The organism is Streptomyces calidiresistens, assembly GCF_014141525.1.
Classification (GTDB): Bacteria; Actinomycetota; Actinomycetes; order Streptomycetales; family Streptomycetaceae; genus Streptomyces; species Streptomyces calidiresistens.
On record NZ_VKHS01000050.1, the window covers coordinates 1 to 13,760 of the forward strand.

The following is a 13,760-nucleotide window of genomic DNA, read 5'->3' on the forward strand; positions in this document are numbered from 1 at the left end:
GGGACGGCGGGGGCGGTCGCGGGCAGCGGCGGCGGCTCGGTCCGGTCGGTCACGTGGTGGTTCCCCTCTGACGGCGGGACGGTGGGATGGCGGTGCTGTGGGTCCGCGGGACGGTGCGGGACGGGGCCCCGGGCGGTGCGGCGCCGGTCCGGACCGGAGCGCCGGTCCCGTGACGATACGGCGCCGGTCGGGCGCTCGGGCCGGGTGGGTCCGGGGCCCCGGCCCGGGAGCCCCGGCGGCGGGCGTCCGGGACGGGGTCCGGCGACCCCCTCCGCCGCCGGACCCGTTCCGATCGCCGCCCGATCGAGGGCCGGTCGGGCGGCCCGGTCGCGGGGGTCAGCGGGTCTGCGGGAAACCCAGGTCGATGGCGGAGGTCGCCGGGTCGGGCCACCGGGTGGTGACCACCTTGGCCCGGGTGCAGAAGGCGATGCCCTCCGGCCCGTACATGTGGGTGTCGCCGAACAGGGAGTCCTTCCAGCCGCCGAAGGAGTGGTGGGCGACCGGCACCGGGATCGGGACGTTGACGCCGACCATGCCCACCTCCACCTCCCGCTGGAAGCGGCGGGCGGCGCCCCCGTCGCGGGTGAAGATCGCCGTGCCGTTGGCGTAGGTGTGGGAGTTGATCAGATCCACCCCCTCCTCGAAGGTGTCCACCCGGACCACCGAGAGCACGGGGCCGAAGATCTCGTCGGTCCACACCTCCATGTCCGGGGTGACGCGGTCGAGCAGGGTGGGGCCGAGGAACCAGCCCTCGGCCGGCAGGTCGGCCTTCCGCCCGTCGACCACGACCTCGGCGCCCCGGTCGGCACCCCTGGCCACGTAGTCGGCCACCCGGTCGCGGTGCTCGCGGGTGATCAGCGGGCCCATGTCGGTGTCGGGGGCGGTGCCGTCGCCGACCCGCAGGCCGGGGAGGCGTTCGGCCAGGGCGGCGACCAGCGGGTCGGCGGCGTCGCCCACGGCCACGGCCACCGACAGCGCCATGCAGCGCTCGCCGGCGGAGCCGTAGGCGGCGGAGACGATGGCGTCGGCGGTCGAGGGGATGTCGGCGTCGGGCAGGACCAGGGCGTGGTTCTTCGCCCCGCCCAATGCCTGCACCCGCTTGCCGTGGGCGCCGGCCGTGGCGTGGACGTGCCGGGCCACGGGGGTGGAGCCGACGAAGGAGACGGCCGCCACGTCGGGGTGCCGCAGCAGCCCGTCCACGGCCTCGCGGTCGCCCTGCAGGACGGTGAACACGCCGTCCGGGAGCCCCGCCTCCTTCCACAGCCGGGCCAGGAACAGGGAGGCGGAGGGGTCCTTCTCGCTGGGCTTGAGGACGAAGGCGTTGCCGCAGGCGATGGCGCCGGCGCACATCCACAGCGGCACCATGGCGGGGAAGTTGAACGGGGTGATGCCGGCGATCACGCCGAGCGGCTGCCGCACGGTGTGCACGTCCACCCCGGAGGCCGCCTGCTCCGAGTGGTCGCCCTTGAGGAGTTGGGGGATGCCGGCGGCGAACTCGACGTTCTCCAGGCCGCGCCGGACCTCGCCGACGGCGTCGGAGAGCACCTTTCCGTGTTCGGCGGTGACGAGCGCGGCGAGTTCGTCGGTGCGGGCGTTGAGCAGTTCCCGGAAGGCGAAGAGCACGGCCGAGCGCCGGGAGAGCGGCGCGTCGCGCCACGTGCGGGCGGCGGCCAGGGCCCGCGCGACGGCGTGGTCGGTGTCGGCGGCGTCCGCCAGGGCCACCTCGCCGATGACGGCGCCGGTGGCCGGGTTGTGGACGGGGGCGGCGCGTCCGGAGGTCCCGGCGTACGGGGCGCCGTCGATCCAGTGCTCGATGCGGGTGGTCATGCGGCGATGATGACGCGCGGCCCGGGGCGGTGACAACGGTCGTCTGTGCTGTCACAAAACCGCCGGTGGGGGCCGCCCGGGCCCGGCGCCGCCGGTGGTGCGGGGCGGCGCCGGGCCGGGGTTTCGGGGCCGGGGCTCAGGGCTGGGGGCGGTGCAGCAGGCCGATGAGCACGTCGTGCAGGACCTCGTGGTCGCGCGGGTCGTGGAGGGTGTAGGGGCCGCCCTCGGGGGTGTACCACTCGTCGGCCCCCGCGTAGCGGATCCGCAGCACCAGGGTGCCGTCCTCCTCCGCGCCGGTCAGGAGTTCCAACTCGCCGGTGATCACGCCGACTTCGAGGGTCATCACGCCGCCGCGCGGCGCCTTGAAGACCGTGCTGCGCTCGCTGATATCACTCATGGCGGACATCTCACCATGCTTTCGCGGATTTCCCGGGAGTTTCCCGGGCACCCGATCCCGTGTCCCGCCCGGCGGTTCGGCCGGACGGGACCCGGGGCGGGCCGTTCGGGGCGGGGATCAGCAGGTGTTGAGCATGCCCTGGAGGGCGGACTTCTCGGCGGAGTCCACGGTCAGGTCCCAGCGGTGCTTGACCCGGATCCAGATGCGGGCGTAGGTGCAGCGGTAGGCGGCGCGGGGCTGCCAGTTGGCGGGGTCCTGGTCGCCCTTGGAGCGGTTGGAGGAGGCGCTGACGGCGATGAGCTGCGGCCAGTACAGGTCGTTGGCGAACTCGCGGCGCTCGGCGGTGGTCCAGTTGCGGGCGCCCGAGCGCCAGGCCTCGGCGAGCGGCACGAAGTGGTCGATGTCCACCTCGGAGGCGCTGGTGAGGGTGACGCCGTCGAACTGGCTGTACCAGGTGCCGGAGGTGGGCTGGCAGCTGCTGTTGACGACGACGTTGCTGCCGTCGCGCTTGAGGACGGTCTGGCGGGTGGTGCAGCCGCCGCTGGAGGTCCAGTGCGGGAAGAGGTCGCGGGAGTAGCCGCCGGTGCTCTCGGCGGCTACGCGGAGCTGGTTCAGCTCGGTCTGCGCGGTGGCGGCGGAGGGGATGCGCGGGGGAGCGGCGGAGGCGGGCGGCGCGAGCAGCACGGAGATCAGTGCCGCGACGAGCGCCGCCACGAGTATGCCGAAGGCGCGGTGTCGGGACGCGGTGGTCGGCTGGGACATCGGGGTTCCTCCCGTGTGGGGTGTGCCGTGGGGGAGTTGGGGGTTGCCCGATGGATTGTTGAGGTCCGGAGTAACGCGGACATGACAAAATCTACGCGAGTTGATTAAGCCTCTACGCGGGTTGCGTCCCCCGCCGGACACCTTGGTGGTCCCGCCGGGGGTGCCGGTCCCGGCCCACCCGCCGCCGGAACGCGCCGAGGGACCCCGCCCGAAGTCGGGCGGGGTCCCTCGGGGAGCGGGACGCGGCGCGGGCGCCGGGGAAACGGGGAATTCAGTCCTTGCGGATCACGATGCTGCCGACGATCTTGTCGCTGAAGGTCTGCTTCTTCGCGTCCCACAGCGGCCACAGGTAACCGACCAGGCAGGGCAGGTAGTTGACGATGTCCAACAGGTAGCGGGCGATGGCCAGACCGAAACCCATCGGCTGTCCGGTGGACTCCTTGACCGCCTGGATGTTGACCAACTTGCGGCCGGGGGTCTGGCCGGTCGTGCCCACGAGGTAGGCGAAGAAGAAGCCGCCGGCCAGGGCGAGCAGGAGGCCGAGGTAGTAGATCGGGCTCTGCTCGCCGGTTTGGATGTCCAGGCCGGAGACCATCAGGATGCCCGGCACCACGCCGATGATCAGCCAGTCCACGATGCGGGCGGCCACCCGGGAACCCCAGCCCGCGTAGGCGTTCGGCACCCCGCCGTAGGGCACGCCGCCCTGCTGGGGGTAGCCGTACCCGGGCTGCTGCTGCGGGTACCCGTAACCCTGCTGCTGCGGGGGCTGCTGGGGGTAGCCGTACCCGGGCTGCTGCGGGGGCTGCTGGCCGTAACCCGGCTGCTGTGCATAGGGGTTCTGGCCGGGCTGGGGCGGGTGGCTCATGGGGTGGTTCCTCACCGGTTCGGGGACGGGCGGCCGCACGGGAAATCCGGGGAGCGCGTCCCGCACCGGTCGTCCCCCCGTGGTTCCCGGCGGTCGTCATTGGACCGGTTCGGTCCACTGTTGTCCAGTGAATTCGGCATCTCGTGGCGGAGTCGCAACCTTTCATGGTCATCCGAAGGCATTTCTCCCGAAGTTACCCGCGGGTTTCCCCGGCATCCACCGCGGGAACACCCGGAACCCCCTGCCCGGGCGGGGCCGCCCGGGCGCCTCCCGCCGGGTGGATTGGTCCCCCGCCGCCGGCATCCGCGAAGATGGGGCCATGACCGCCCAGATTCTCGATGGCAAGGCCACCGCCGCCGCGATCAAGTCCGACCTCACCGCCCGCGTCGAGGCCCTGCGCGCCCGCGGGGTCGTGCCCGGCCTGGGCACCCTGCTGGTCGGCGAGGACGTCGGCAGCCAGAAGTACGTCGCCGGCAAGCACCGCGACTGCGCGGCCGTCGGCATCACCTCCATCCGGCGCGACCTGCCCGGCACCGCCGGCCAGGAGGAGATCGAGGCCGCCGTCCGCGAACTCAACGAGGACCCGGCCTGCACCGGCTACATCGTCCAGCTGCCGCTGCCGCGGGGCGTGGACACCAACCGTGTGCTGGAGTTGATGGACCCGGAGAAGGACGCCGACGGCCTGCACCCGATGAGCCTGGGCCGACTCGTGCTCAACGAGCCCGCCCCGCTGCCCTGCACCCCCAACGGCATCGTGTACCTGCTGCGCCGCTACGGCGTGGAGATCGCCGGCGCGCAGGTGGTCGTGGTCGGGCGCGGCACCACCGTCGGCCGCACCCTGCCGCTGCTGCTGACCCGTCGCAGCGAGAACGCCACCGTGACCCAGTGCCACACCGGCACCCGGGAGCTGTCCGAGCACCTGCGCCGCGCCGACATCGTGGTGGCCGCCGCCGGCGTCCCGCACCTGATCAAGCCGGAGGACATCAAGCCGGGCGCCGCCGTGCTCGACGTGGGTGTCAGCCGGGACGAGAGCGGCCGGATCCTGGGCGACGTGCACCCGGGCGTGGCCGAGGTCGCCGGGTGGATCTCCCCCAACCCCGGCGGCGTGGGGCCGATGACCCGCGCCATGCTGCTGCACAACGTCGTGGAGATGGCCGAGCAGGCCGCCGACCGTGCCGAGGGCGGCCGGTCGTGACCGGGGCCGCCGGGGCCGCGGCGGGGTCCGAGGGCCCCGCCGCCGCGCGGCGGACGCGGCGCCGCTACCCCACCTTCACCCGGGACACCGCCCGCCCCGAGGGCGGGCGGCGGACCGCGCCGGGCGACGCCCCGGCACCGGCCCGGCAGTGGCCGCTGCTGTGCGTGCTCTCCCTCGCCTTCGCCGGACTCGCCGCCACGCCGCTGAACTTCCGGATCGGCCTGCTGGTACTGGGCGGGGCGGTGCTGGGTGGGGCGGTGTTGCGGGCGACGGTGCGCGAGGTGGGGATGCTGGCCGTCCGCTCCCGCTTCACCGACATCATCACCTACGGCGTGATGGGGTCGCTCATCGTGCTGCTCACGCTCATGGCACAGCCCCGGCCGTGGCTGGAGATCCCGTTCCTCAACGAGATCCTGCGCTTCTCCGCCGGCACCTGAGCCGGGCGCCGGGCCCGGGGACACACGTCGCCGCCGGGCCTGTGGGCCGGGGGCCGACCGGCGGCCCGGCCTCATGTCTCCCCGGCGGGCCGGCCGGGAGCGGGAAGGCCGCGCCGTCCCGCCGGATACCGTCGGTGAGAGCCCCGAAGTCGGTGGGGACGGTCTCCGGGCGGGCGTCATCGCCGTCGCGTCGAGAGGTGGAATCCGCGGTGGTCTCCTTCCGATGGATCGCCGGACCCGTCCCCGACGGGATGCCCGTCCGTCAGGTGTACGGATTCTGCTTCGACGACACCGGCCGGGTGCTGCTGCGCGAGGACGGTGGGCGCCACGGTTTGCCCGGCGGCACGCCGGAGCCCGGCGAGTCCGTCCCCGCCACCCTCGCCCGCGAGTGTCACGAGGAGAGCCGGATCCTCATCGGCGAGCCGGTCCCCATCGGTTACCAGGAGGTCGTGGGGGACGGCCGGCCGCCGTACGCGCAGCTCCGGATGGCCGCCCGCATCACCGAGTTCCTCCCACGGGAGCCCGACCCCGATACCGGTCGCACGTACGGACGGCTGCTGGTTCCGCCCGAGAAGGCACCGGCCCTGCTCGACTGGGGCATCGAGGGCCTGCTCCAGGTCGCCGACGCCGTCCGGGCCGCCCACTGCCCCGACCCGGACCCGGCGGCGGGCCGTTCGCACATCCGGCGCGACTGAGACCGGGCGGTGTCGCGCGCCGGGCCGGGCCTCAGCGGGGTGGGGCGCCGGCCGCGCGGCCGGCGGTGCCGGAGCCGCCGGCGGACGCCTCCTCCGGCCCGGCGTCCCCCTCGCCGTCGTCGCGCAGCCAGGAGGTGACCCGCCCCGGGTGGGCCTCCACCCAGCGGGCGGCGGCACCCTCGGGCGTCATCCCCTCGGCCGCGATCATCCGGGCGACCTCGTTCTGTTCGCGGGCGGTCCAGGAGAACCGGGCCAGGAAGGCCGCGGCGGCACCGCCGTTCTCGGCGAAGTCGGCGTTGAGGTACTTGCGCAGGGTGATCTCCGGGTAGCCGCACGGCTCCCCGGTCCGGGAGGGGTCGGTTTCCTCGCAGCCCTCGGTGTGCGGGGGCAGGTCGATCTCCACCAGCCGCACCTCGGCGTTCAGCCAGTGCGGCTCCCACCACGCGGCCAGCAGGCCGTCCCCCTTGGCCGCCGCCGCGCGCAGGGCGGCGACCACCTGGTCCTCGCCGCCCAGGGGGACCGGGGTCAGGTCCAGGTCGAGGTCCTCGATGAGGCGTTCGTCCAACTCCGTGACGTCGTCCGGGTGGCCGTACACCAGGGCGCCGCCCGCCCCCTCGCCGTCGTCGGAGCCGCCGACGGCCTCCGGATCGGCCTCGGGGGCGGCGTCGTCGGTCGCCGCGCCCGGTGGGACGGTCAGTTCGTCGGTGAGGTCGGCCAGCCACTCCGGGGTGGGCGCGCCCGGGTGCGCACGCGCCCACGAGGCGGGGACGTACCAGCCGACGCCACCCACCGGCCCCAGCTCACCGGCGTCCACCACCGACCCGCGCGGCCCGGTGTACAGCTCGGTGCGGTCCGGCAGGGCGCCCCAGTCCTCCAGCACGGCGTGCACCTCGCCGGTGTCCATCAGGTCCCACGCCCGGCCCTGGTCCAGCTCGCGCAGGACCACCGGGACGCCGAACTCCTCGCGCAGGACGTGGGCGGCGACGGCCGCGTTGGCCTGGCCGCCGGGCCAGCGCGGCAGGGCGATGACCACCTCCTCGTATCCGCCGGCCGCGGCGGGTTCGGAGTGGCAGGCGCCCAGCGGCAGCAGCACCGTCACGCAGACGGCGGTGATCGGCAGCCGGCGTGCCCTCGGGCGTGCGTCCATGTCGAAGCGGTGTCCCCACGGTGTCTCGAGCGTCGGCTACCGGCCGGGGACCGTGTCGTGACGGTCGGCACGGCCACCGGGGCCGTCACGGCCGGCCCGGGCGGCACGACACACCCGTTCCGGTGGGCCCCCCGAATACAGTAATCACCCGAAAGGGCCCCGGAAAGCGCGGGCGCGCGCTCCGGGGCCCCGATTTCCGGGCCGGTCCGCCGCCGGAGAGGCGGGGGACCGGCCCGGGGCGGCCGATGGCCGGGCCCTCGGGCCCGGCACGGGGGTCGGGGCCCCGCCCGGCGGATGCCGGCGCGGGGGCCCGAAGGGGTCAGGACTGCTCGGGCAGCCAGGCCTCGACCTTGTCGCGGTTCTCCTCGACCCACTGCGCGGCGGCGTCGGCCTGGTCCATGCCCTCGCCCTGGATCAGCTGGGCGACGTACTCCTGGTCCTCGGTGTCCCACCGGAAGTTCCTCAGGAATTCCGCGGCGGTTCCGCCGTTCTCGGCGAAGTCGGCGTTGAGGAACTTCGGCAGGTCCACCTCCGGGTAGGCGCAGGCGATCGAGGAGAGGTCCTCGTAGCACTCCTCGGTGTACGGGGGCAGCTCGACCTCGACCAGCTCCACCTCGGCGTTCAGCCAGTGCGGCTCCCACCAGTAGGTGAGCAGCGGGGTGCCGTCGCGGTCGGCGCGCTGGATCGCGGAGATCAGGGCCTCCTCGCTGCCGCCCTCGACGACCTCGAAGTCCAGGTCCAGCTCGCGGACGATCTCCTTGTCGTAGCTGGTGAAGCCGGGGTCGCCGTTGAGCAGCTGGCCCTTGGAGCCGGACTCGGCGGTGCGGAAGTCCTCGGCGAAGTCGTTGAGGTTCTCCCAGTTCAGCACCTCGGGGTTGGCGTCGGCGTACGCCTTGGGGACGAACCAGCCGATGTGGCCGACCACGCCCAGCTCCCCGGCGTGCACCACGGAGCCCTTCTCCTCGATGTAGAGCTGCTCCTTCTCGGGGGCGCCGCCCCAGTCCTCCAGGATGGCGTGGATGGAGCCGTCGTCCAGGCCGTCCCAGGCGAGGGTCTCGTCGAGCTGCTGGACCCGGGCGTCGATGCCCAGTTCCTCCTGCAGGACGTGGACGGCGACGGCGGCGTTGGCGGCGGCGCCGACCCAGTTCGGCTGGGCGATGACGACCTCTCCGGTCCATTCGCCGTCCTCGCCGCCGGAGCCGGAGTTGCCGGTCTCGGCGGCGCCGCAGGCGGTGAGGGCGAGCAGTCCGAGCAGGCCGGTGCCCGCGACCAGCGAACGGCCGGCGCGGCCTCGGGTGCGGCGGGTGGGGATGGTGGTGCGCATCGGGGGTCACTCTCCTGATGAATATCGATGGATGGCGATGAATATCGACGGGTGGGTGGGTGGTGGGTGCCGGTGACGGTCGGTGCCGGGGCCGCGGTCCGGTCGGTCGCCCGACCGGACCGCGGGGCGGGTCAGTGCCCGCCGGGCCGCGCCGGCGTGTCCGGGCGTCGCGTCGGCTGGGTGATCCGGTCCAGCAGCAGACCGAGGCAGACGATCGCCGCGCCGGCCGGCAGGCCGACCCCGAGGTCGCCGCGCTGGAGGCCGTAGACGGTGTCGAAGCCCAGCGCGCCGCCGCCGACCAGGCCGCCGACGACCACCACGGCCAGCACCAGCACCACGCCCTGGTTGACGGCGAGCAGCAGTTGCGGGCGGGCCAGTGGGAGCTGCACCTGCCACAGTTGCTGCCAGGCGCTCGCGCCCATCGAGCGGGACGCCTCGACCACGGTGGGGTCCACCTGCCGCACGCCCTGGGTGGTGATCCGGATGACGGCGGGCAGGGCGTAGATCACCGCCGCGCCGATCGCCGCGATGCGGCCGACGCCGAACAGGGCGATCACCGGGATCAGGTAGATGAACTGCGGCATCGTCTGCATGACGTCCAGCCAGGGCCGCAGCAGGCGTTCGACCAGCCGGTTGCGGGCGGCCAGCACGCCGATCGCCACGCCCAGCAGCAGCGTCACCAGCAGGGCGGCGATCACCTGGGAGAGGGTGTTCAGCGACTTCGTCCACAGCCCGAGCAGGCCGATGACGGCCAGGGAGCCGACGGCGGTCAGCGCGCTGCGCCACCGCCCGGCCAGCCACCCCAGGACGCCGACCACCAGCAGCACCGCCCACCAGGGCGTCGCGTACAGGGCGTCGCGCAGCGGGTTGAGCACCCACAGCGTGAAGTTCTCCGCCCAGGTCAGGGTGCCGCCCAGGACGGGGACGCCGGAGCCGAAGGTGTCCACGATCCAGTCCACGGCGGTGTTCACCGGGCGGGAGATCGTCACCGTCCACTCGCGGGGCCAGTCGCCCCACCCGAGGGCGAGCCGGCCGACGATCCACCCCAGCAGCACGCCGGCGAGGGCGAGGAGCCCGGCACCGGGGCCGCGCAGGAGACGGCCGAGGGAGCCGCGCGGGGTGTCGCCGGCCGCCGCCTCCGGGTGCTCCAGGCGGTCGCCGGCGGCGGCCGTGGTGCGGTCCAGCCACACCGCGATGAGCACGATGCACACACCGGCGGTCAGCGCGTTGCCGACGTTCTGCGTGGTCAGGCCGTTGAAGACGCGATCGCCCAGGCCGCCGGCGCCGATGATGGAGGCGATGACGACCATGGACAGCGCCATCATGATCGTCTGGTTCAGGCCCAGCAGCATCCGGCCGCGCGCCAGGGGCAGCCGGGCGGTCAGCAGCCGCTGCCACCCGCTCGCGCCCAGCGACCGGGAGGCCTCCAGGGCGGCGGGGTCGGCGTGCCGCAGGCCCAGCGAGGTGAGCCGGGCCATCGGCGGGGTGGCGTAGATGACGGTCGCGAACAGCGCCGGCGCGGTCCCGATGCCGAACAGCAGCACGAACGGCAGCAGGTAGGCGAAGGCCGGCAGGACCTGCATGGTGTCGAAGACCGGGCGCAGGACGCGTTCGGCACGGTCGGAGAGACCGGCGGCCAGGCCCAGCAGCAGGCCGAGCGCGGCGGACAGCGACACGGCGACGATCATCAGGGCCAGGGTGAGCATCGCCGGGTTCCACATGCCCAGCAGGCCGATCACGCCGAAGGTGAGCAGCGCGGTGCCGGCGGTGGACAGCGCGCGGCGGGAGGCCCCGCCGCCGGCGGCGGCCCAGGCGCCGAGGAGGGCGCCGGCGGTGACGCCGATCCAGCCGAGGGCGTCGAGGAAGCCGGCGACCGCGTCCACGGCGGCGTTGATGTTGTTGCTCAGGTGGAGCAGGAAGTACAGGAAGAGCGGGTGCGAGTCGCGGTTGAGGATGAGCCAGCGGTTCAGCTCGTCCAGCGGGGTCTTCGCGTCGATCGCCCAGCTCTCCGGCCACGCGGCGTCGGCGGTGACCAGGGCGCCGAGGAGGGCGACGGTCAGCGCGAGGGCGAGCAGGCCGCGCGGGCCGCGCAGTCGGGAGAACGCCCCGAGGGGGCCGTTCCCGGGCTTGCCCGGCCCGGCCGGGTCGGTGCCGGTACCGGTCGGGCCGGTGCCGGTGGGTCCGGTCGCGGGGTCGCCGTCGGCGCCGCCCTCGCGGGCGGAGTCGCCGTCGCCGGCGCGCGGGGGGTGGGGCGGGGTGGTGGTGGCGCTCATGATCAGGCCGCCTCCCCGTTCCGCGTGCCCTCCGCTTCTCCCGTGTCGGGGGCGGACCCCCGTCCGGTGTACCGGGGAGCGTCGGCCTCCGGGCCGGCCACGACGGTCAGCAGCCGTTCGGCGTCCACGACGCCCAGGCAGCGGCCGTTCTCGACGACCCGGGCCGGGGCGCCGCCGCGGACGACGGCGGTGACGGCCTCGGAGACCGGGGTGCCCGGCGCCAGTTCCTCGCCGATCGTCTCCTCGCCGGTGCGGGCCGGGCGCAGGGCCTGCCGCACCGAGACCACGGAGGCGCGGGGAACGTCGCGGACGAAGTCGCGCACGTAGTCGTCTGCCGGGGAGGAGACGATCTCCTCCGGGGTGCCGAGCTGCACGATGCCGCCGTCGCGCATCAGGGCGATGCGGTCGCCGATGCGCAGCGCCTCGTTGAGGTCGTGGGTGATGAAGACCATCGTGCGGCCCTCCTCCCGGCGCAGTCGCAGCACCTCCTCCTGCATGTCGCGGCGGATCAGCGGGTCCAGGGCGCTGAACGGTTCGTCGAACAGCATCACCTCGGGGTCCACGGCCAGGGCGCGGGCGATGCCCACCCGCTGCTGCTGGCCGCCGGACAGCTGGCCGGGGCGGCGGTGCTCCAGACCGGCGAGGCCGACCTTGGCGGCCATCGCGGCCGCCCGCTCGCGGCGTTCCTCCTTCGGCACGCCCTGGATACGCAGGCCGTAGGCGATGTTGTCGAGCACGTTGCGGTGCGGCAGCAGCCCGAAGTGCTGGAAGACCATGGCGGCGCGGTGCCGACGCAGTTCGCGCAGCCGGTGGCGGTCCATGGCCAGCACGTCCTCGCCGTCCATCTCCAACTCGCCGGCGGTGGGTTCGATGAGCCGGGTCAGACAGCGCACCAGGGTGGACTTGCCGGAGCCGGACAGGCCCATCACCACGAAGCACTCGCCGGGGCGGACCTCGAAGGAGACGTCGCGCACGGCGGCGGTGCAGCCGGTGCGGGCGGTCAGTTCCGCCGGGGGGAGGGCGGCGAGGTCCGGGTCACCGGGCACGCGCTCGGCGCCGGGGCCGAAGACCTTCCACAGGCCGCGCACGGAGAACACCGGGTCGTGCGTGCCGGTGGCGGTGCCCGGGGTGCCGGTGGTACCCGGGATATCGGTGGTGCCCGGGGTATCGGTGGGCGGTCGGGTGTCGGGGCGGGTCCCCTCGGTACCGGTGCGGTCGGTCATGCGCGGTCTCCTCCACGGTGGGTCTCGCGTATCAGGTCACTGGCCCGCTCCCCGGTCATCAGGACGCCGAGCATGGGGTTCACCGCCGGCAGGGTCGGGAACACCGAGGCATCCGCGATCCGGATGCCGGACAGCCCCCGGATCCGCAGCTGCGGGTCCACCACCGCGAGCTCGTCGTCGGCGGCTCCCATGCGGCAGGTGCCGGCGGGGTGGTAGACGGTGTGGGCGACCGAACGCATCAGCGCGCTCAGCTCCTCGTCCCCGGTGACCTCCGGGCCGGGGAAGACCTCCCGGGTCAGCCAACCGGCCAGCGGTTCGCTCGCGGCGATCCGGCGGGCCAGGCGCACGCCGTCCACCAGCGTACGGGCGTCCTCGTCGTCCTCGTCGGTGAAGTACCGGAAGTCCAGCGCGGGCTTGACCTCCGGGTCGGCGCTGGTCAGGTACAGCCGGCCGCGACTGCGCGGCTTGGGGATGTTCGGCGTCATCGACACGCCGTGCGCGGGCCGTTCCCAGCCCAGCCGCTCGGGGTGGTCGGTGAAGGGGATCTGGTAGAAGTGGAACATCAGGTCCGGCCCCGGGGACGCGGGGTCGCGCCGCACGAACAGGCCCGCGTCGGAGTCCATCGCGGAGTTCTCCGGGATCGGCCCGTCGGTCTCCCAGACGATCACCGACTCGGGGTGGTCGATCAGGTTCTCGCCCACGCCCGGCAGGTCGTGCCGCACCTCGATGCCCAGCTTCCCCAGGTCCCCGGCGGGTCCGACGCCGGAGAGCAGCAGCAGCCGGGGGGTGTCCACGGCGCCCGCGCACAGCACCACCTCGCGGCGGGCGGTCAGCAGCCGGTCGGTGCCGTCGGCGCCGCGCACCCGCACCCCGGTCACCCGCTCGCCCTCGAACTCCAGGCGGTGGGCCCACGTCTCCAGCAGGAGGGTGAGCCCCGGGCGGTCGCCGGCGATCAGGTGCGGGTGGAGGTAGGCGACCGAGGCGGAGGAACGCCTGTTGTCCTCGGGGTGGTAGGCCAGGTCGAAGAAGCCGACGCCCTCGGTGAACGGCGCGGCGTTGAAGCCCTCGATCTCCGGCACGTCCAGGGCGTCGCGGGCGGCGGCGACGAAGTCCCGGGCGATGGCGTTGCGGTCCTTCTCGGCGACCGGGACGATGTTGTTCAGCAGCCGGTCGTAGTAGGGGTCCATGACGGCGGCGTTCCAGCCGTCGGCCCCCAGTTCCTGCCACTCGTCCCAGTCCGAGGGCAGCGGCCTGAAGGAGATCAGGGTGTTGTGCGAGGAGCAGCCGCCCAGGACCCGGGCGCGGCTGTGCCGGATGTGGGAGTTGCCGCGCGGCTGCGGGACGGTGGGGTAGTCGTAGTCGAGCTCGCCGCCGAGCAGGCCCATCCAGCGGCGCAGGGTCAGCACGTCGGGCCGGTCCAGGTCGCTCGGGCCGCCCTCGATCAGCGCCACGGTGACGTCGGCGTCCTCGGTGAGGCGGTTGGCGAGGACCGAGCCGGCGGTGCCGCCACCGACGATCAGGTAGTCGTACTCGGCGGGGGCTTCGGCCAGGGGGGTGTCCACGCGGCGGGTCGCGCCGGCGGGGATCGGCGCGTGACCCGGGGCCGGGTGGGTGG

The 13,760-nt window shown here is 74.2% G+C and carries 12 protein-coding genes; 3 read left to right on the forward strand and 9 right to left on the reverse strand.

The window, feature by feature from the left end; all coding sequences use genetic code 11:
• Window positions 1-336: 336 nt before the first annotated feature.
• The 4 genes from FOE67_RS04320 to FOE67_RS04335 all read right to left on the reverse strand — a co-directional run bounded on the left by FOE67_RS04320 (window position 337) and on the right by FOE67_RS04335 (window position 3,851).
• Window positions 337-1,827: a CoA-acylating methylmalonate-semialdehyde dehydrogenase gene (locus FOE67_RS04320; protein ID WP_182660572.1), complete on the reverse strand. Its 1,491-nt coding sequence runs from the start codon at window positions 1,825-1,827 to the stop codon at window positions 337-339.
• Between the two features lie 136 nt (window positions 1,828-1,963).
• Window positions 1,964-2,224, reverse strand: coding sequence for a hypothetical protein (locus FOE67_RS04325; protein WP_194443933.1), 261 nt, complete (start codon window positions 2,222-2,224; stop codon window positions 1,964-1,966).
• A gap of 117 nt (window positions 2,225-2,341) precedes the next feature.
• Window positions 2,342-2,986, reverse strand: a complete 645-nt coding sequence (locus tag FOE67_RS04330; RefSeq protein ID WP_182660574.1) for an HNH endonuclease family protein — start codon at window positions 2,984-2,986, stop codon at window positions 2,342-2,344.
• Between the two features lie 271 nt (window positions 2,987-3,257).
• Window positions 3,258-3,851: an RDD family protein gene (locus tag FOE67_RS04335; RefSeq protein ID WP_182660576.1), complete on the reverse strand. Its 594-nt coding sequence runs from the start codon at window positions 3,849-3,851 to the stop codon at window positions 3,258-3,260.
• 319 nt (window positions 3,852-4,170) lie between these two features.
• On the opposite strand from FOE67_RS04335, the gene FOE67_RS04340 reads away from it, so the two are divergent.
• The 3 genes from FOE67_RS04340 (at window position 4,171) to FOE67_RS04350 (ending at window position 6,178) form a co-directional block, all read left to right on the forward strand.
• Window positions 4,171-5,046: a bifunctional methylenetetrahydrofolate dehydrogenase/methenyltetrahydrofolate cyclohydrolase gene (locus FOE67_RS04340; protein WP_182660578.1), complete on the forward strand. Its 876-nt coding sequence runs from the start codon at window positions 4,171-4,173 to the stop codon at window positions 5,044-5,046.
• Window positions 5,043-5,483 carry a DUF3017 domain-containing protein gene (locus FOE67_RS04345; protein ID WP_323384201.1) on the forward strand — a complete coding sequence of 147 codons (441 nt, stop codon included), beginning with the start codon at window positions 5,043-5,045 and terminating at the stop codon, window positions 5,481-5,483. Before FOE67_RS04340 ends, FOE67_RS04345 begins: the two co-directional genes overlap by 4 nt.
• A gap of 197 nt (window positions 5,484-5,680) precedes the next feature.
• Window positions 5,681-6,178, forward strand: coding sequence for an NUDIX hydrolase (locus FOE67_RS04350; protein ID WP_323384202.1), 498 nt, complete (start codon window positions 5,681-5,683; stop codon window positions 6,176-6,178).
• Window positions 6,179-6,209: 31 nt separating this feature from the next.
• Here the strand turns inward: FOE67_RS04350 and FOE67_RS04355 are convergent, their stop codons facing one another.
• The 5 genes from FOE67_RS04355 to FOE67_RS04375 all read right to left on the reverse strand — a co-directional run bounded on the left by FOE67_RS04355 (window position 6,210) and on the right by FOE67_RS04375 (window position 13,707).
• On the reverse strand, window positions 6,210-7,325 hold the full coding sequence (locus FOE67_RS04355) for a glycine betaine ABC transporter substrate-binding protein (RefSeq protein ID WP_182660582.1): 1,116 nt from the start codon (window positions 7,323-7,325) through the stop codon (window positions 6,210-6,212).
• A gap of 319 nt (window positions 7,326-7,644) precedes the next feature.
• Window positions 7,645-8,649, reverse strand: a complete 1,005-nt coding sequence (locus tag FOE67_RS04360) for a glycine betaine ABC transporter substrate-binding protein (protein ID WP_182660584.1) — start codon at window positions 8,647-8,649, stop codon at window positions 7,645-7,647.
• A gap of 131 nt (window positions 8,650-8,780) precedes the next feature.
• Window positions 8,781-10,922, reverse strand: coding sequence for an ABC transporter permease (locus FOE67_RS04365; RefSeq protein ID WP_182660586.1), 2,142 nt, complete (start codon window positions 10,920-10,922; stop codon window positions 8,781-8,783).
• A gap of 2 nt (window positions 10,923-10,924) precedes the next feature.
• A complete protein-coding gene (locus FOE67_RS04370; RefSeq protein ID WP_182660588.1) occupies window positions 10,925-12,145 on the reverse strand; it encodes a quaternary amine ABC transporter ATP-binding protein in 1,221 nt (406 codons plus the stop codon).
• Window positions 12,142-13,707 (reverse strand): GMC family oxidoreductase, encoded by a 1,566-nt coding sequence (locus FOE67_RS04375; protein ID WP_182660590.1) that lies wholly within the window; start codon window positions 13,705-13,707, stop codon window positions 12,142-12,144. Before FOE67_RS04375 ends, FOE67_RS04370 begins: the two co-directional genes overlap by 4 nt.
• Between the last annotated feature and the right edge of the window lie 53 nt (window positions 13,708-13,760).